16 protein-coding genes are annotated in these 19,047 nt (G+C 60.9%); 11 read left to right on the top strand and 5 right to left on the bottom strand.

Annotated features, from left to right (window positions below; genetic code table 11):
• Positions 1-74 precede the first annotated feature (74 nt).
• The 3 genes from GSM73_RS23160 to GSM73_RS23150 form a co-directional block, all read right to left on the bottom strand.
• Positions 75-1,970, bottom strand: coding sequence for a PhoX family phosphatase (locus tag GSM73_RS23160; RefSeq protein WP_160893936.1), 1,896 nt, complete (start codon positions 1,968-1,970; stop codon positions 75-77).
• Between the two features lie 67 nt (positions 1,971-2,037).
• Complete coding sequence (locus tag GSM73_RS23155; RefSeq protein WP_047228119.1) at positions 2,038-2,802, bottom strand: TOBE domain-containing protein; 765 nt, start codon at positions 2,800-2,802, stop codon at positions 2,038-2,040.
• A 57-nt stretch (positions 2,803-2,859) separates the two neighbouring features.
• A complete protein-coding gene (locus GSM73_RS23150; RefSeq protein ID WP_139049008.1) occupies positions 2,860-3,600 on the bottom strand; it encodes a ComF family protein in 741 nt (246 codons plus the stop codon).
• 91 nt (positions 3,601-3,691) lie between these two features.
• On the opposite strand from GSM73_RS23150, the gene bioB reads away from it, so the two are divergent.
• The 11 genes from bioB (at position 3,692) to GSM73_RS23095 (ending at position 16,771) form a co-directional block, all read left to right on the top strand.
• Entirely contained in the window at positions 3,692-4,747 is a 1,056-nt protein-coding gene (gene bioB / locus GSM73_RS23145) for a biotin synthase BioB (RefSeq protein ID WP_076383416.1), read from the top strand.
• A gap of 150 nt (positions 4,748-4,897) precedes the next feature.
• On the top strand, positions 4,898-6,076 hold the full coding sequence (bioF, locus tag GSM73_RS23140; protein ID WP_047228116.1) for an 8-amino-7-oxononanoate synthase: 1,179 nt from the start codon (positions 4,898-4,900) through the stop codon (positions 6,074-6,076).
• Positions 6,069-6,800 carry an alpha/beta fold hydrolase gene (locus tag GSM73_RS23135; protein ID WP_076383417.1) on the top strand — a complete coding sequence of 244 codons (732 nt, stop codon included), beginning with the start codon at positions 6,069-6,071 and terminating at the stop codon, positions 6,798-6,800. The genes bioF and GSM73_RS23135 overlap by 8 nt, the downstream gene beginning before the upstream one ends.
• The gene (gene bioC / locus GSM73_RS23130) at positions 6,793-7,605 is read left to right on the top strand and encodes a malonyl-ACP O-methyltransferase BioC (RefSeq protein ID WP_047228114.1); all 813 of its coding nucleotides are present in this window, start codon (positions 6,793-6,795) and stop codon (positions 7,603-7,605) included. Before GSM73_RS23135 ends, bioC begins: the two co-directional genes overlap by 8 nt.
• Positions 7,602-8,285: a dethiobiotin synthase gene (bioD, locus tag GSM73_RS23125; RefSeq protein WP_160893934.1), complete on the top strand. Its 684-nt coding sequence runs from the start codon at positions 7,602-7,604 to the stop codon at positions 8,283-8,285. The genes bioC and bioD overlap by 4 nt, the downstream gene beginning before the upstream one ends.
• Positions 8,286-8,393: 108 nt before the next feature.
• Positions 8,394-8,690: a hypothetical protein gene (locus tag GSM73_RS23120; RefSeq protein ID WP_047228112.1), complete on the top strand. Its 297-nt coding sequence runs from the start codon at positions 8,394-8,396 to the stop codon at positions 8,688-8,690.
• Positions 8,691-8,965: 275 nt separating this feature from the next.
• Positions 8,966-10,771, top strand: a complete 1,806-nt coding sequence (locus tag GSM73_RS23115; protein ID WP_047228111.1) for a phenylacyl-CoA dehydrogenase — start codon at positions 8,966-8,968, stop codon at positions 10,769-10,771.
• Between the two features lie 333 nt (positions 10,772-11,104).
• On the top strand, positions 11,105-12,394 hold the full coding sequence (locus tag GSM73_RS23110) for a GGDEF domain-containing protein (RefSeq protein WP_047228110.1): 1,290 nt from the start codon (positions 11,105-11,107) through the stop codon (positions 12,392-12,394).
• A gap of 91 nt (positions 12,395-12,485) precedes the next feature.
• Positions 12,486-14,282, top strand: coding sequence for an acyl-CoA dehydrogenase C-terminal domain-containing protein (locus GSM73_RS23105; RefSeq protein ID WP_047228109.1), 1,797 nt, complete (start codon positions 12,486-12,488; stop codon positions 14,280-14,282).
• Between the two features lie 219 nt (positions 14,283-14,501).
• Positions 14,502-16,280 carry an acyl-CoA dehydrogenase C-terminal domain-containing protein gene (locus tag GSM73_RS23100; protein WP_047228108.1) on the top strand — a complete coding sequence of 593 codons (1,779 nt, stop codon included), beginning with the start codon at positions 14,502-14,504 and terminating at the stop codon, positions 16,278-16,280.
• A 332-nt stretch (positions 16,281-16,612) separates the two neighbouring features.
• Positions 16,613-16,771 carry a YqaE/Pmp3 family membrane protein gene (locus GSM73_RS23095; RefSeq protein ID WP_038436734.1) on the top strand — a complete coding sequence of 53 codons (159 nt, stop codon included), beginning with the start codon at positions 16,613-16,615 and terminating at the stop codon, positions 16,769-16,771.
• Positions 16,772-16,841: 70 nt separating this feature from the next.
• On the opposite strand, the gene GSM73_RS23090 is transcribed toward GSM73_RS23095, so the two are convergent.
• Both GSM73_RS23090 and GSM73_RS27875 read right to left on the bottom strand, forming a co-directional pair.
• A complete protein-coding gene (locus GSM73_RS23090) occupies positions 16,842-18,671 on the bottom strand; it encodes a S9 family peptidase (protein WP_160893932.1) in 1,830 nt (609 codons plus the stop codon).
• Positions 18,637-19,047: SPASM domain-containing protein (locus GSM73_RS27875; RefSeq protein ID WP_256677068.1), on the bottom strand; the 411-nt coding region annotated here is incomplete at its 5' end. The genes GSM73_RS23090 and GSM73_RS27875, both read right to left, overlap by 35 nt.

Here is a 19,047-nt window from a genome sequence, read left to right as displayed (position 1 = left end):
ATTTTGTGGCGCACCGTAGATAGCAGGTGCACTGGAATCAATGTGGGAGCGAGCCTGCTCGCGATAAGGCCCGATCAGGCGCCGATGACCCCGCCATCCTCACGGGTAATCACCATCACCGACGACCGCGGCTTACCGTTGGGCAGATGCTCGGGGAATGTCGAGCCGCCGCTGGGATGCTGGATGCCGACGAACAGGGTTTTGTAGTCTGGCGAGAAGCTGATGCCGGTCACTTCGCAACCCACCGGCCCGACCAGGAATCGACGGATTTCGCCGCTGTCGGGGTCGGCGCAGAGCATCTGGTTGTTGCCCATGCCGGCGAAGTCCCCGGTATTGCTGAAATCACCGTCGGTCTGAATCCACAGCCGCCCGGCCTTGTCGAAGCCCAGGCCATCGGGGCTGTTGAACATGTTCTGGGCGTTGATGTTGGACGAGCCGGCTTTCGGCGTGCCGGCGTGTACCGCCGGGTTGCCGGCGACCACGAACAGATCCCAGGAGAAGGTCTTGGAGGCATGATCGTCGCGGTCGGTGCGCCAGCGCAGGATCTGCCCGTAGACGTTCTTGGCCCGAGGGTTTGGCCCTTCCACCGGTTGACCGGCATCACCGCGCTTGGAGTTGTTGGTCAGGGTGCAATAGACCTGGCCGTCCTTGGGGCTGACCACGATCCACTCGGGGCGGTCCATGCGCGTGGCGCCAACGGCACTGGCGGCCAGGCGCGCATGGATCAGCACTTCGGCCTGGTCAGCGAAACCGCTGCTGGCGTCGATGCCGTTCTTGCCGTGGGTCAGCTCGATCCACTGGCCCTTGCCTTTGGGGTGGTCCGGGTTGCCGTCGCCGGCATCGAAGCGCGCCACATACAAGGTGCCGTGGTCCAGCAGGTTGCGGTTGGCTTTGGCATTGCGATGGTTGATGCGCTCGCGGCTGACGAACTTGTAGATGAATTCGCCGCGCTCGTCATCGCCCATGTACACCACGGCGCGACCGTCATTGGTCTGCGCGAGGGCGGCGTTTTCGTGTTTGAAACGGCCCAGAGCAGTGCGTTTTACCGGGGTGGATTGCGGGTCGAACGGATCGATTTCCACCACCCAGCCATGGCGATTGAGTTCGTTGGGGTTCTTCGCCAGGTCAAAACGCGGGTCGTGCAGGTGCCAGTTGATTTCACTGCTGGTTACAGTGGCGCCATAGCGTTTTTGTGCCGCGTCGAACTGCAGGTCCGCCTTGCTGCTGCCGAAGCAGTCAGTGAAGTTCTCTTCGCAGGTCAGGTACGTGCCCCACGGCGTCATGCCGTTGGCGCAGTTCTGGAAAGTCCCCAGCACTTTTTTGCCGCTCTTGTCGGCGCTGGTTTTCAGCAGGTCGTGGCCGGCTGCCGGACCACGCAGGCGAATCGGCGTGTTGCCGTGGATCCGGCGGTTGTAGCGCGATTCCTGGACGAACTGCCACTGGCCGCGACGACGCTGGATCTCGATCACCGACACGCCTTCGGCGGCTTGGGCCTTGCGCACGTCTTCGGCCGACTGCGGCTGGCCGCCGTGAGGGAACAGGTATTGGTAGTTGGTGTACTCGTTGTTGATCGCCATCAGCGCCCGGTTCTTGTCGCCGGGGAATTCGAACAGGCTCATGCCGTCGGTGTTGTCGCCAAACTGCTCTTCCTGAGCGCGGGCTGTTCCATTGCCACTGGGGTCGAACGCCGGTGCATTTTTGCGCAGTGGCTGGCCCCAACTGATCAGCACCGAGGCTTTGTAGCCCGGTGGCAGAGTAATGGTGTCGGCCGTGGCGGCGGCGATGCTTTTAAAGCCCAGCAGCTTGCTGTTGCCTTCGCTCACGGCAGCGGCCAGCACGCTGCGGCTCAGCAGGTTGCCGCCCAGGAACATCGCCGCGCCGCACAGTACGCCGGCGCTGATGAAGCTTCGACGGCTCAGGCCGACGATCTTTTCCAGGTCGGTGGATTGGTTTTCTTCTAATAGGCTCATCATCAGGCTCCCTGCTGGTTTTGGCAGTCACCTTAAAGCGGGTCGATGAAACTATTGTTGCAGCGCGCTACAGCGGTGTGCCGAGCAGCACATTTGTCGGTGAAAACGCGACGTGCACCGCAGAACCGGTAGCCAGGTTTCGCTCATGCAATTGGAGCGGATCGGCCAGGGCGCACAATGTCTGGCCGTTGGGCAGGCCGATACGCACTTCACTGGGGCCGTCTTCGGCGGCGGCAACCTGCTCGATCACGCCGCGCAACGTGTTGATTCCCGATTGCTCCGCTGACTCGATGGGGTGCAACTCCAACCAGCCGGCCTTGATCAGGGCCACCACTTCGGTGCCGATAGCCAGCTCCAGGCGTAAGGTGCTGTCATGGGTGATTTGCGCCTCGATGACCAGACCCCGGGCCAGTTCCAGGCGTACCCGGTCATTGTGGCCCTGGGCCTCGATCCCCAGGACTTTGCCATGCAGTTGATTGCGCGCGCTGGTGCGCAGCATCAAGCGACTGAGCAGGCCCAGATCCCCGGCGTCCTCGCTGGCTTCCAGTAACTGCGCCTGCAGCGCTTGCAAGCGCTGATACAGACGCAGCACGCGTTGCCCCTCCTCTGACAGCTTGGCGCCGCCACCGCCCCTGCCGCCGACGCTGCGTTCCACCAGCGGCTGGTCCGCCAGGTTATTCAACTCGTCGATGGCATCCCACGCCGCCTTGTAGCTCAGGCCCGCGCTCTTGGCGGCGCGGGTGATCGAGCCTTGTTCGGCAATGTGCTGCAACAAGGCGATGCGTTGTGGGCGCCGGACGATGTGCTGGGTCAGGAGCGGGGGCAATGACATGATGGAGAACTGCGCCAAGGAATCATGAGCGGACGTTGGCGCCTCGCAGGCGGCGCGTCAAGCCGGCTCACCGGGTTTCGGCGTGCGGGCCAGGCAATACACATCGACCCGGGCGGCGCCGGCATCCAGCAGCAGGCGGGCCAGCGCCTGGGCCGTGGCGCCGGTCGTGAGCACATCGTCGACCAACGCCAGATGACGGTTGCCGAGCACGGCGTCGGGTGTGATGGCAAAGGCTTGACGCAGGTTTCGGCGCCGGGCCCTGGCATCGAGTGCCTGCTGGGCGGGGGTGTCCTGGACGCGCCGCAGCAGTTGTTCTTCGCAAGGGATCTTCAATGTCGCGCTGAGCCATCGTGCAAGCATCGAGGCCTGATTGAAACCCCGTTGACGCAAGCGCCGATTGGCAAGCGGTACTGGCACCAGTGCGTCGGGTGGCTCCAGTCCTTCATTGAAGTGATGCTGCAGGGACTGCGCCAGCAGTTCGCCCATCAACCGACCGAGCGGCCATTTGGCCTGATGTTTGAAACGTGCGATCAGGCTGTCGATAGGAAAGTCGTAGGCCCATGGCGCCAGGACCCGCTCGAAGGCTGGCGGTTGAGTGGCGCACTGGCCACAACGCAGCCCGGCCATGGGCAGTGGCAAGGCGCAGATACTGCACTGGTCACCGAGCCAGGGCAGTTCGCTCTCGCAGGGGGTGCAAATGGGTTGGGGCGTATCGGTGGTTTCGCCACACAACAGACAAGATTGTTTGTTTTTTAACCAGATGTAAACCGGTCCATCGTATCGTGGTTGACAGCGCATGACTCTTCCTTAAATATGCCGAACATCCGTGTCGCGCCTGTGGGTATTCCATGTCCCCAGGTGCCAGCCAAGCATAATCAAGGAAATGCCCATGAGCGCCAGCACCACTGCCAACCTGCGTCATGACTGGTCTTTGGCCGAAGTCAAAGCTCTCTTCGTCCAGCCCTTCAATGACCTGTTGTTCCAGGCGCAGACCGTGCACCGCGCGCATTTCGACGCCAACCGCGTCCAGGTGTCCACGCTGCTGTCGATCAAGACCGGCGCCTGCCCGGAAGATTGCAAATATTGTCCGCAGTCCGGCCACTACAACACCGGGCTGGAAAAAGAAAAGTTGCTGGAAGTGCAGAAAGTCCTCGAAGAGGCCGCCCGTGCCAAGGCCATCGGCTCGACCCGTTTCTGCATGGGCGCGGCGTGGAAGCATCCGTCTGCCAAGGACATGCCTTATGTGCTGGAGATGGTCAAAGGCGTGAAGGCCATGGGCCTGGAGACCTGCATGACCCTGGGCCGTCTCGATCAGGACCAGACCCAGGCCCTGGCCCAGGCCGGCCTGGACTACTACAACCACAACCTCGACACGTCGCCGGAGTTCTACGGCAGCATCATCACCACTCGTACCTACAGCGAGCGTCTGCAAACCCTGGCTTACGTGCGAGATTCGGGGATGAAGATCTGCTCCGGCGGCATCCTGGGCATGGGCGAGTCCCTGGACGATCGCGCCAACCTGCTGATCCAGCTGGCGAACCTGCCGGAGCATCCGGAATCGGTGCCGATCAACATGCTGGTAAAAGTCGCCGGCACGCCACTGGAAAACGCCGAAGACGTCGACCCGTTCGATTTCATTCGCATGCTCGCCGTGGCGCGGATCCTGATGCCCCAGTCCCATGTACGCCTGTCCGCCGGCCGCGAAGCGATGAACGAACAGATGCAGGCCCTGGCATTTTTCGCCGGTGCCAACTCGATTTTTTATGGCGACAAACTCCTGACCACCGCCAACCCGCAAGCCGACAAGGACATGCAACTGTTCGCTCGCCTGGGCATCCAGCCGGAGGCCCGCGAAGAGCATGCTGATGAAGTGCATCAGGCGGCTATTGAACAGGCGCTGGTGGAGCAGAAGAGCAGCGAGCAGTTCTACAACGCCGCCCTCTGAGCTGACGCAAAAAAATGTGGGTGCGAGCCTACTCGCGATGGCGATGGAGCATTCAACATTTGTTGACTGGCACGCCGCTATCGCGAGCAGGCTCGCTCCCACAGGGGGATCTCCTCCAGTCTTTAAATAGCGGTTCACCCCGAGGCCTGCATGCCCTTCGATCTCGCCGCACGCCTGACTGCCCGTCGTGCCGAAAACCTCTATCGCCAGCGCCCGCTGCTCGAAAGCCCACAGGGGCCAGAGGTGGTGGTGGACGGCCAGCCGCTGCTGGCGTTCTGCAACAATGATTACCTGGGCCTGGCCAATCATCCGCAAGTGATCGAAGCCTGGCGCGCCGGTGCGGCGCGATGGGGCGTGGGTGGCGGTGCTTCCCATCTGGTGATCGGCCACAGCGGGCCTCATCATGCCCTGGAAGAAGCCCTGGCTGACTTGACTGGCCGCCCGCGGGCACTGCTGTTCACCACTGGCTACATGGCCAACCTTGGCGCTGTCACCGCATTGGTGGGGCAGGGTGATACGGTGCTGGAGGATCGACTCAACCACGCTTCGTTGCTCGACGCCGGGTTGCTGTCCGGCGCGCGCTTCAACCGTTACCTGCACAACGATGCCCAGAGCCTGGCCAACCGTCTGGAGAAAGCCACCGGCAATACGTTGGTGGTTACCGATGGTGTGTTCAGCATGGACGGTGACATCGCCGATCTGCCGGCCCTGGCCCGTGCAGCCAGGGCCAAGGGCGCCTGGCTGATGGTCGATGATGCCCACGGTTTCGGCCCGTTGGGGGCCAATGGCGGCGGGATCGTCGAACATTTTGGCCTGAGCCAGGATGACGTGCCGGTATTGGTCGGCACCCTGGGCAAAGCCTTCGGTACTGCCGGTGCTTTTGTCGCCGGCAGTGAAGACCTGATCGAAAGCCTGATCCAGTTCGCTCGCCCCTACATCTACACCACCAGTCAACCGCCGGCCCTGGCCTGCGCTACGCTCAAGAGCCTTGAGCTGCTGCGCAGCGAGCATTGGCGGCGCGAACATTTGCAGGTGCTGATCCGCCAGTTTCGCCACGGTGCCGAGCAGATCGGCCTGCAATTGATGGACAGTTTCACGCCGATCCAGCCGATCCTGATCGGCGATGCGGGGCGGGCGATGCGCTTGTCGCAGATGCTGCGTGAGCGGGGACTGATGGTCACTGCGATCCGCCCACCCACCGTGCCGGCCGGCAGCGCTCGTCTGCGCGTGACCTTGACCGCCGCTCACAGTGAGGCTCAGGTGCAGCTACTGCTGGAGGCATTGGCCGAGTGTTTTGCACAACTGGGACCGGAGCCAAGCCATGCGTGATCGACTGATATTGCTGCCTGGTTGGGGCTTGGGTGTTTCCCCGCTGGAGCCTCTGGCGGCTGCGCTGCAAGGGCTCGATGAACATCTGCGGGTCGAGATCGAGCCGTTGCCGGCACTGACCTCAAGCGACCTCAATGAATGGCTCGATGAGCTGGATGCCACATTGCCCCAGGATGCCTGGTTGGGTGGCTGGTCGCTGGGCGGCATGCTGGCCGGCGAGCTGGCGGCGCGTCGGGGCGAGCGCTGTTGCGGTTTGTTGACCCTGGCGAGCAACCCTTCTTTCGTGGCCCACGATCAATGGCCGAGCGCGATGGCCGGTGAAACCTTTGATGGGTTTCTCGCCGGGTGCGCCGCCGACCCGCGCCAGACCCTCAAACGCTTCAGTTTGTTATGTGCCCAGGGTTGCAGCGATCCGCGCGGCTTGTCGCGATTGTTGCTGGCGGGTGCGCCAGTCACTTCGCCTGATGTGTTGATGGCCGGGCTCGAGCTGCTGGCGCAACTGGATACCCGCGCCGCCTTGCAGGGCTTCGGCGGCCCGCAGCTCCACGTGTTTGCCGGGCTCGACGCGCTGGTACCGGCTGAGGCAGCGGGTGAATTGCTGGTGTTGCTGCCCGATGTTGAAATCGGTCTGATCGAACAGACCGGCCACGGATTCCCTCTGGAAGACCCCCACGGTGTGGCGGGGGCGATTCAGGCTTTTTTGCATGAGTCCGATGATGACTGATTTGTCTGTTGCCAAATTGCCCGGTGCCTTGCCGGACAAGCGCCAGGTGGCGGCCTCGTTTTCCCGGGCGGCGACCAGTTACGACAGCGTGGCCGAGCTGCAGCGCGACGTAGGCCAGCAGTTGCTGGACCGGCTGCCTGCTTCGATCATGCCTGAGCGCTGGATGGACCTGGGTTGTGGCACCGGCTATTTCACGCGGGCGCTGGGTACGCGCTTCGGCGAGGTGACCGGGTTGGCGCTGGATATCGCCGAAGGTATGCTCAACCATGCTCGCCCTCAGGGCGGGGCTGCGCACTTTATAGCCGGTGATGCCGAGCGGTTGCCCTTGCAGGCCTCCAGCTGCGATCTGGTGTTCTCTAGCCTGGCGGTGCAGTGGTGCGCGGATTTTGCCTCGGTGTTGAACGAAGTCCATCGGGTTTTGAAACCCGGTGGCGTGTTTGCCTTTACAAGCCTTTGCGTCGGCACGTTGTACGAACTGCGCGACAGCTGGCGTCAGGTGGATGGCCTGGTGCACGTCAACCGTTTTCGCGGGTTCGAAACGTATCAACAGCTATGTGAGGCCAGCGGGCTGAACGTTATCAGCCTGGAAAACCGTCCCCATGTGATGTATTACCCGGACGTGCGCGGTCTGACCCATGAATTGAAAGCCCTCGGCGCCCACAATCTGAACCCCGGCCGGCCCGGCGGGTTGACGGGCAGGGCGCGGATCCTCGCACTGGTTGACGCTTACGAACAGTTTCGTCAGGTACAGGGTTTGCCCGCGACCTACCGGGTGGTTTACGCCGTGCTGGAGAAACCGCTATGAGCCAGGCTTATTTCATCACCGGTACCGACACCGACGTGGGCAAAACCACCGTCGCGGCTGGCCTGCTGCATGCTGCGCGAGAGGCTGGCATGAGCACCGCCGCGGGTAAGCCCGTGGCCTCTGGTTGTGAAGTAACGCCCAAGGGCCTGCGCAACGCCGATGCCTTGGCGCTGTTGGCCGAATGCTCGGTGCCGCTTGAGTATGCCCAGGTCAATCCGGTGGCGTTCGAGCCGGCCATCGCGCCTCACCTGGCCGCTCGGGAAGCCGGCGTGGCCTTGACTGTGCAATCGTTGCTGGGGCCGATGCGTGAAGTGTTGGCCTTGGAGGCCGATTTCACTCTGATCGAAGGCGCGGGCGGCTGGCGCGTTCCGCTGGCCGATCAGGACAACCTCTCGGACTTGGCGATGGCGCTGGGGCTACCGGTGATCCTGGTGGTGGGCGTGCGCCTGGGCTGCATCAGCCACGCCCTGTTGACCGCCGAGGCCATCGCCCGGGACGGCCTGCAACTGGCGGGTTGGGTGGCCAATATCATCGACCCCAAGACATCGCGGCTGGAAGAAAATCTGGCGACCCTGGCCGAACGCCTGCCGGCGCCGTGCTTGGGGCGTGTGCCGAGAATCAAGGGCATCACCGCCGAAGCCGTGGCTGCGCATCTGCACCTGGATTTGCTGGACTACTAAGGTTTTCACTATGACAAGGCACTGTGCCATTAGTGTTTTTGTCGGGTCTTTTCCCCAGGCTTCTGTTTCAATGTCCGCTGTCTACCCTTCAAGAAGACGAGTTCTGCCATGGAAATCTCAGGAAATACCGCGTTCTATGCCGGTCTGAGCACTATTCAGACAGGGCAGAACCGTGTCGATCAGGCCTCGAGCCAGATTGCCAACAATACAATCGAGCGTTCGGTCACCAGTCAGTCGTCCGAACTGCAAGTCGATCGTTTGCGGTCGGTGGATCGCAGCCAGCAATCGGACTTGGCCAGCAACATGGTTGAAATGTCCCAGGGCAAGTTTCAGGTCGAACTGGGCGTGAACGTGGCCAAGGCTTCCGATGAAATGCTCGGTACGTTGATCGACACTTTCGCCTGATTCTCTACCTCAGGTTTGCCTGAACGCCGCGATTATTCGCGGCGTTTTCGTCTCTAACTCCTTCTGGCTCAACTAATCTTTTCCTACGGACGCTGTGAGTGTTTCGCTGCGGTGAATTGCTGTGCCTGGGATTTTTTCCGGGACGATGACGAACGGCAAAAGATCGGCGCTTGACAAGAATTAGGCGTAAACGTATGTTTCAAACAACTGTTTGACCGTCACAACAAATCCATGCGGTCGTTCATTCCCGGTTACATCAGCAGAGGTTTATCGCTATGCCTGACTACAAGGCCCCCTTGCGTGATATTCGCTTCGTTCGTGACGAACTGCTTGGCTATGAAGCGCACTATCAGAGCCTTCCGGCTTGCCAGGACGCAACGCCAGACATGGTTGACGCCATTCTCGAAGAAGGCGCCAAGTTTTGTGAGCAGGTGCTGGCACCGCTGAACCGTGTGGGCGACATCGAGGGCTGCACCTGGAGCGAATCCGGTGTGAAGACTCCGAGCGGCTTCAAGGAAGCCTACAAGCAATTCGTCGAAGGCGGCTGGCCAAGCCTGGCCCACGACGTTGAGCATGGTGGTCAAGGCCTGCCGGAGTCCCTGGGCCTGGCGGTCAGCGAGATGGTCGGCGAAGCCAACTGGTCGTGGGGCATGTACCCGGGCCTGTCCCATGGCGCGATGAACACTATTTCCGAGCACGGTACGCCCGAGCAGCAAGAGGCCTACCTGACCAAGCTGGTTTCCGGCGAATGGACCGGGACCATGTGCCTGACCGAGCCGCACTGCGGTACTGACCTGGGCATGCTGCGCACCAAGGCCGAGCCTCAGGCCGACGGTTCGTACAAGGTCAGCGGCACCAAGATCTTCATTTCGGCCGGCGAACACGACATGGCCGACAACATCGTCCATATCGTTCTGGCACGCCTGCCGGACGCTCCGGCCGGTACCAAAGGTATTTCGCTGTTCATCGTTCCCAAGTTCCTGCCTAACGCCGACGGCTCCATCGGTCAGCGCAATGCGGTGAGCTGCGGTTCGCTGGAACACAAGATGGGCATCCACGGCAACGCCACTTGCGTGATGAACTTTGACGCGGCCACCGGTTTCCTGATTGGCCCGGCGAACAAAGGCTTGAACTGCATGTTCACCTTCATGAACACCGCACGCCTGGGCACCGCGCTGCAAGGTCTGGCTCATGCCGAAATCGGTTTCCAGGGTGGCCTGAAGTACGCCCGTGACCGTCTGCAAATGCGTTCCCTGACTGGCCCGAAAGCGCCGGACAAGGCTGCCGACCCGATCATCGTGCACCCCGACGTGCGTCGCATGCTGCTGACCATGAAGGCCTTCGCCGAAGGTAACCGGGCGATGGTTTACTTCACCGCCAAGCAAGTGGACATCGTCAAATACGGCGTCGATGAAGAAGAGAAGAAAAAAGCCGATGCACTGCTGGCGTTCATGACGCCGATCGCCAAGGCGTTCATGACTGAAGTCGGCTTCGAATCGGCCAACCACGGCGTGCAGATTTATGGCGGTCACGGTTTCATTGCCGAGTGGGGCATGGAGCAGAACGTTCGCGACAGCCGCATTTCGATGCTGTACGAAGGCACCACCGGCATCCAGGCCCTCGACCTGCTGGGCCGCAAAGTGCTGATGACCCAGGGCGAAGCGCTCAAGGGCTTCACCAAGATCGTTCACAAGTTCTGCCAAAGCAACGAAGGCAACGACGCGGTCAAAGAGTTCGTAGAACCTCTGGCTGCGCTGAACAAGGAATGGGGCGAGCTGACCATGAAGGTCGGTATGGCGGCCATGAAAGACCGCGAAGAAGTTGGCGCGGCCTCGGTGGATTACCTGATGTACTCCGGTTACGCCTGCCTGGCCTACTTCTGGGCTGACATGGCGCGCCTGGCGGCGGAAAAACTCGCCGCCGGCACCACCGAAGAAGCTTTCTACACCGCCAAGCTGCAGACCGCGCGCTTCTACTTCCAGCGCATCCTGCCACGCACCCGCACTCACGTGGCAACCATGTTGTCGGGCGCCAACAACCTGATGGACATGAAAGAAGAAGACTTCGCACTGGGCTACTAAGCCTTACGCGGTTCTTCTAAAAAAGCCGCTGCTTCCTTCGGGAGCAGCGGCTTTTTTGCGTCTGACCGCAACCCCTGTGGGAGCGAGCCTGCTCGCGATGACGGCGGCATATCCAACATCATTGTGGGCTGACCCACCGCTATCGCGAGCAGGCTCGCTCCCACAGGAGTTGTTGGCAATCGTGGAACAACATTCATCCAACAAAGCCCTAAGAAAACATCCCCCCCTGCCGTTACAAGGATGGCAGTGTGACATCTGTCACATCTCGCGTGCCTTAATGCCCCAGTAGCAGGCACAATGCCATCTTTGATCAGCCGGGTCGGAGCTTTACCCTTGCCGCGTTCTTCCGCTGTACGTCTCAGTCATTTCCTACCGTCATTGGTGCTATTGCTGGCGGGGCTTGCGGCTGCCTACGTCAAGGATCTCAATGTCTTTTTCACCTCCCTGTTCAACGTTCTTCCTACATTGGTGTTGTTGCTCGGAGGGGCGTACTGCGCCGTTTACCGACGTCAGCGTGAGCTGTTTCTGATGATCACGGTGTACATCGCCTATTTCCTGCTGGACACCCAGACCGACTTCTATCGCGACAACGGCAAGGTGCGCGATGACGCAGCGGTGGTGTTTCACCTCGTCTGCCTGTTGTTGCCGCTGTTATTTGGCCTGTTCGCCGCGTGGCAGGAGCGGACTCATTTGTTCCAGGACATGGTGGCGCGGTTCGCGGTGCTGCTGATCTTTGGAAGCGTGGCGCTGGCCCTGGAGCAAAGTTTTCCCCAGGCACTGCTGTTGTGGCTTTCGGAGATCCGCTGGCCAGCGTTGCACGGTGCCTGGATGAGCCTGATCCAGTTGTCCTACCCGGTGTTCATCGCCGCCTTTGTGCTGCTGGCCTGGCAATACTGGCGCCATCCGCGACCGTTGCATGCCGCGCAATTGGTGGGTTTGCTCGGGGTGTTCTGGATGTTGCCCAAGACCTTCATCCTGCCATTTACCCTGAACATCATGTGCAGCCAGGTGATGCTGATGATCGCGGCGGCGGTCGCCCACGAGGCTTATCAGATGGCGTTCCGTGACGAACTGACCGGCCTGCCGGGGCGTCGGGCACTGAATGAGCGCATGCAGCGCCTGGGTCGCAATTATGTCTTGGCGATGAGCGACGTGGACCATTTCAAGAAATTCAATGACACCCACGGCCACGACGTGGGCGACCAGGTGTTGCGTCTGGTCGCCAGCAAACTGTCGAAAATCAGCGGTGGCGGTAGGGCTTATCGCTACGGCGGAGAGGAATTTGCGCTGGTATTCGCAGGAAAAACCATCGAAGAGTGCATGCCTCATCTGGAAGTCATTCGCGAATCCATCGCGAACTACAGCATCCAGCTACGCAATCCCGACAGTCGTCCCCAGGATGATCAACAAGGTCGCCAGCGTCGTGCCGGTGCCGGGGCATCCAGTGTATCGGTGACGGTCAGCATCGGTGTGGCCGAGCGCATCGAACAGCGCACCCCCGAAGAAGTGCTCAAATCCGCTGACCAGGCTCTCTACAACGCCAAGGGAGCCGGGCGTAACTGTGTGATTGCCTATGGGCAGAACCGTCGCGGTGCGGTGCGCATGGAAGCGGCCGCGGGTTGAGTGATGATGGCGCATTCAGCGTCTGGACTGTGATTGTGAGCCTCGGTGGCCGGCAGTAGGTTTGAACGACCTGTTACCGGAGAAAACCACCATGCCCGAGTACAAAGCCCCGCTGCGCGACATGCGCTTTCTGATCGATCACGTCTTCGATTTCCCTGGCCGCTATGCCGAACTGGGCGCCAGCGATGCCAGCCCGGACATGGTCAGCGCGATCCTCGAGGAAGGCGCCAGGTTCTGTGAGAATGTGCTGGCGCCGCTCAATCGCTCCGGTGACGAAGAAGGCTGCCATTTCGACAACGGCGTGGTCACCACGCCTACAGGCTTCAAGCAGGCGTTCGCACAGTACGTAGAGGGCGGCTGGCACGGGCTGGCGGCGGACCCGACTTACGGCGGCCAAGGATTGCCCAGTTCCCTGGGCCTGGTCATCAGCGAAATGGTCGGCTCCAGCAACACCTCCTGGGGCATGTACCCGGGCCTGACCCATGGTGCGATGTCGGCCATTCATGCCCACGGCACCGAAGAGCAGAAACAGGCCTACCTCACCAAGCTCACGGCCGGTCAATGGACCGGCACGATGTGCCTCACCGAAGCCCATTGCGGCACGGACCTGGGCATCATCAAGACCCGAGCCTTGCCTCAGGCCGATGGCAGCTACGCGATTACCGGCAGCAAGATTTTCATTTCCGCCGGCGAACACGACATGAGCGACAACATCATTCACTTGGTGCTCGCCAAACTGCCGGATGCGCCTGCCGGGACCAAAGGTATCTCGCTGTTCATCGTGCCCAAGTTCTTGCCAGACGCCAGTGGCGAAGCGGGACCGCGCAATGGCGTCTCCTGCGGCTCAATCGAGCACAAGATGGGCATCAAGGCGTCCGCCACCTGCGTGCTTAATTTCGACGGGGCCAAGGGATTCTTGATCGGCGAGCCGAACAAGGGTCTGAACTGCATGTTCACCATGATGAACCATGCCCGGCTGGGCACCGGCATGCAGGGCCTGTGCCTCGGGGAAGCGAGCTTCCAGGGCGCGATCAAATATGCCAACGACCGTTTGCAGATGCGCTCGCTGACCGGCCCCAAGGCGCCGGAAAAAGCCGCCGATCCGATCATCGTCCACCCCGATGTGCGCCGGATGTTGCTGACCATGAAAGCCTTCAACGAGGGCAACCGGGCGCTGACTTACTTCACCGCGCAACTGCTGGATATCGCACACCTGAGCAGCGACGAAACCGCCCGCCAGGAGGCCGAAGACCTGCTGGCGTTCCTCACCCCGATCTGCAAGGCTTTCATGACCGATACTGGCCTGGAAGTAACCAACCACGGCATGCAGGTGTTTGGCGGCCATGGTTTCATTCGTGAGTGGGGCATGGAACAGCTGGTGCGCGACTGCCGTATTGCGCCGATCTATGAAGGCACCAACGGCATCCAGGCCTTGGATCTATTGGGGCGCAAGGTGCTGGGCAGCCAGGGCAAGTTGCTGCGAGGGTTCACCAAAATCGTCCATAAGTTCTGCGCCGCCAACGCTGAACATCCGCAGCTCAAGGATTACGTCGCGCAACTCAACGGGCTCAACCAGCAATGGGGCGAACTGACCACCCGGGTTGGCATGGCGGCCATGAAGAACCCCGATGAAGTCGGCGCCGCTTCGGTGGACTATCTGATGTACAGCGGTTACATCATCCTGGCCTATCTGTGGTTGCGCATGGCGTTGGTGGCCCAGGCGCAACTGGATGCAGGCGAAGGTGATGCGGATTTCTGCCGGGGCAAACTGGCGACCTGTGAGTTTTACTTCAAGCGCCTGCTGCCAAGGACCGCTGCCCATCGGGCCGCGGTTGAGGCGGGGAGCGATTGCTTGATGAAGCTGCCGGCGGAGTTGTTTGCCCTCTGATGTGAGGGGGACAAAGATCGCAGGCTTCGCCAGCGCCTACAGACGTGCGCATATTCCCTGTAGGAACTGGCGAAGCCTGCGATCTTTTCTTTGGTGACTAAAAATAACAAAACAGTCACTGGCTGACCCTATGTGTCGCAAAAGTTGTTGGGGTACACTCAGGCCACTGCAAAAACCGTTTTCTTACGAACCAATTGTTTAGATCTTGCGAGGTTTGCCATGGCTGACTACAAAGCGCCCCTGCGCGATATGCGCTTCGTCCTCAATGAAGTGTTCGAGGTCGCGAAGCTCTGGGCTCAACTGCCGGCGCTGGCCGAGACCGTAGACGCTGAAACCGTCGAGGCGATCCTTGAGGAAGCCGGCAAAGTCACCAGCAAAAGCGTTGCCCCCCTCAGCCGTGCAGCTGACGAAGAAGGTTGCCACTGGGCTGACGGTGCCGTCACCACGCCAGCCGGTTTCCCACAGGCCTACAAGACTTACGCTGAAGGCGGCTGGGTCGGTGTCGGTGGTGATCCGACCTACGGCGGCATGGGCATGCCCAAGGCTGTTTCGGCTCAGGTCGAAGAAATGGTCAACTCCGCCAGCCTGTCCTTCGGCCTGTACCCCATGCTGACCGCCGGGGCTTGCCTGTCGATCAATGCTCACGCCAGTGAAGAGCTGAAAGCAGCCTACCTGCCGAACATGTACGCCGGCGTCTGGGCTGGTTCCATGTGCCTGACTGAGCCGCATGCCGGTACGGACCTGGGCATCATTCGCACCAAGGCCGAACCTCAGGCCGATGGTTCCTACAAGGTCAGCGGCACCAAGATCTTCATTACTGGCGGCGAACACGACCTCACCGAAAACATCATCCACCTGGTGCTGGCAAAGTTGCCGGACGCACCGGCAGGCCCTAAAGGCATCTCGTTGTTCCTGGTGCCCAAGTTCCTGGTCAATGCCGACGGCAGCCTGGGGGCGCGTAACGCGGCCAATTGCGGGTCGATCGAACACAAGATGGGCATCCAGGCGTCCGCCACCTGTGTGATGAACTTCGACGACGCCGTGGGTTATCTGGTCGGCGAGCCGAACAAAGGCCTGGCGGCGATGTTCACCATGATGAACTACGAGCGTTTGGGTGTGGGTATCCAGGGCCTGGCCACCGGTGAGCGCTCCTACCAGAACGCCATCGAATACGCCCGTGACCGCCTGCAAAGTCGTTCGCCAACCGGTGCGCAGAACAAAGACAAAGTCGCTGACCCGATCATCGTCCACCCGGACGTGCGCCGGATGTTGCTGACCATGAAAGCTTCGAACGAAGGTGGCCGGGCATTTTCCACCTACGTGGCGATGCAACTGGACACCGCCAAGTTCAGCGAAGACCCGGCCACCCGCAAGCGTGCCGAAGATCTGGTGGCCTTGCTGACCCCGGTGGCGAAGGCGTTCCTGACTGATCTGGGACTGGAAACCACTGTCCATGGCCAGCAGATTTTCGGCGGCCACGGCTACATTCGCGAATGGGGTCAGGAGCAACTGGTGCGTGACGTGCGCATCACCCAGATCTACGAAGGCACCAACGGTATCCAGGCGCTGGACCTGGTAGGGCGCAAGATCGTCGGCAGTGGCGGGGTGTTCTACAAGCTGTTCGCTGACGAAATCCGCCACTTCACGGCTACCGCGAGCAGTGATCTGGCCGAGTTCACCAAGCCGTTGAACGACGCTGTCGGTACGCTGGATGAGCTGACCGAATGGCTGCTGGACCGGGCGAAAAGCAACCCGAACGAAATCGGCGCGGCTTCGGTGGAATACCTCCAGGCGTTCGGCTACACCGCCTACGCCTATATGTGGGCACTGATGGCCAAGGCGGCCTTGGGCAAAGAAGCGCAGGATGATTTCTATGCGAGCAAACTGGGCACGGCGCGGTTCTACTTCGCCCGTCTGCTGCCGCGCATCCACTCCCTGAGTGCCTCGGTGAAGGCGGGTAGCGAGTCACTGTTCCTGCTGGACGCTGGGCAGTTTTGAAATCTGACGGCGTGTAAGCAAATGCTTACACGCCGTGCTGGCGTTTTCCCTCTATCGGCTGATTGGATCCAGAGCTAATCTACTTCACATGGACGTCGCGCAGGATGCGCAAAGCAAAAACACGGACACGTAGGATTCTGCCAGGATGGCGGAGCGAAATGGATGTCAGGGAAACAGTCTGCAAAGCCCCGCTTCGGCGGGGTTTTCTTTTGTCCGCGTTTTTATCTTCCCGCGCTTTATCCCTTCTGGATGGCTTCTCACTGAACCCTGACGAGCGGTCGGGTGTCCATGTGCTATATGGCAATGTGGCCATCGCCAATCAGGAGTCATCCATGGATATCATTCGAATCATCATCGCCATCCTGCTGCCGCCGTTGGGTGTGTTTCTGCAAGTGGGCTTCGGCGGGGCATTCTGGCTCAACATCCTGCTGACTCTGTTGGGTTACATCCCGGGTATCGTGCATGCGGTGTACATCATCGCCAAGCGCTGAATTTGTTGGTTTGCACAAATCCCCTGTGGGAGCGAGCAGGCTCGCTCCCACATTTGGTTTTGCATTTGCCCTATAGGGGGCCATCCATCACCCTGCGATAGAACAACCATTCATGTTCCAGCGCATGAGCCTGGTTGATCGCCTTGCGAAAGCCATGGCGCTCATCGGCGTAGTAATGCGCTTCTACCGCGATTCCGTTGTTCTGCAATGCCTCGACCATATCGCGTGTTTGCTGCGGCACGACCACGGCATCCAGTTCACCCTGGAAAAATATCACCGGGATGCGGATCTGATCAGCGTGCAGCAGTGGCGTGCGGTCCCGGTAGCGTTCGGCGTCCTGTTGCGGGTCGCCGATCAACCAATCCAGATAATCGCCTTCGAATTTGTGCGTGGCATGACCCAGGGCGACGGGGTCGCTGACACCATAGAGACTGGCGCCGGCGCGGAACACGTCATGGAACGCCAGGGCGCAAAGAGTCGTGTAGCCGCCGGCACTGCCGCCACGAATGAACGCGCGACGGCCATTGATCAAGCCTTGTTCCTCAAGGTACGTGACCACCGCGCAGGCATCCTCGACGTCCACCACCCCCCAATTCAAATACAGCGCCTGTCGATAGGCCCGGCCATAACCGCTGCTGCCGCGGTAATTGAGATCGGCTACGGCAAAGCCGCGCTGGGTCCAGTACTGGATGCGCGGATCAAAAATGGGATAACACGCCGAGGTCGGTCCGCCATGGATGAACACCGCCAATGGCGGCTTCTCTTCGGTGTTCATGGCCGGGTAAAAGAACCCATGGGCTTGGCTGGAAGCCGAGGGATAGCGCAGGGTTCGGGGGCGACTGATGTGTTCGACGGGCAACGGCGCAACGCCACCGGCGAGCACCACCACTGCATGGTTTTGCCGCTCAATGGCTATCACCGCCGACGGGCTGATTGGCGAAGCGGCGATGGCATAAATGAACCGCTCATCGAGTGCCAGGCTGCGAAACCGCGAATAGGCGCCGGTGAAATCCTCGGATACGCCGTCACTGCGGCAGAGGCCCAGTCGCCCGAAACCCGCCTCGGTCCAGCTCGCCAGGTAATCGCGTTCGCCTAGCGGCAGCCAGGTACAGCCGCCCAGTTGCCAGGGTGCTGGGGCGTGATCGGCTTCGGCGGCGGGCAGCGGCTCCAGGTCGTCGGCGGATTCAGTCCAGGGCTGCCAATAACCGTCACGATCGCTCAGGCAATAGAGGCGACTGCGATCATCAAAACGCGGTTGCTGAATGGACTCCTCGTGACCGCTGCCCGCGACGCAACGCGGCTCATTCCAGGCGCCAGCGTTGCGCTCGGCCAGCATCAGTCTCGTTGACGTCCACGGTTGATGGGGGCGGCTCCACTCAATCCAGGCCAGTCGTCGACCATCTGGACTCAAGGTCGGCGCGGCGTAGAAGTCCGCACCTTCGGCCAGCAGATGTCGCTGATGATCTGCCAGGCCGATCGAGACCAGGCGATGCTGATTGGCCTGCTCCTCCACCGCCAGCACCTGGCCGCAAGCGAAGTGAAGATCGCCATATCGACAATCACCTGAGGTCAGCGCCACGGGCTGTTCGCCGGCCAGCGACTGGTGATACACCTGCTGGTCGGCCTCATTGACGAACAGCACACCGTCGTCGCTCAGGCAGAACGAACCGCCGCCGTATTCATAAACCCGGCTGCGGACACTGAACCCGTCCGGGGTCAGGCATCGGGCCTTGGCATCCTGCCAATGCCAGATCCGGCAGGCACCGTCTTCGGGACGGTATTGATTCCAGAACAGTCCAAGGGGCCCGGCTTGCAGCTCAGCGAAGTCGATGCCTGCCGCAACGGCCTGGGCTGCGCTGAAAGAATCAGCCTTTGGCGATGAGGCGTGAGTTTCGTTCATTGCGAAAGGCCAGTTGTTCAATCGTCTGAGTGGCATGCTCGGCGTCTTCCCGAGCCTGAAGAATCATCCCGTGATGCTCGGATTTGCTGCACACCGGGTCGGCATTGCTCGCATCGCCCGTGAGCATGAACGCCTGGCAGCGACAGCCGCCGAAGTCCTTTTCTTTTTCATCACACGAGCGGCACGGCTCGGGCATCCAGTCATAGCCGCGGAAACGATTGAAGCCGAACGAGTCGTACCAGATGTGCTGCATGCTGTGGTCACGCACGTTGGGAAATTGCACGGGCATCTGACGGGCGCCGTGACAGGGCAATGCAGTGCCGTCCGGCGTGACGGTCAGGAAAATGCTGCCCCAGCCGTTCATGCAGGCCTTGGG

This window comes from Pseudomonas sp. PICF6 (genome assembly GCF_009831705.1).
Classification (GTDB): Bacteria; Pseudomonadota; Gammaproteobacteria; order Pseudomonadales; family Pseudomonadaceae; genus Aquipseudomonas; species Aquipseudomonas rhizophila.
Note: the sequence above shows the minus strand (reverse complement) of the source record. Positions and strands in the feature narration are given on the sequence as shown.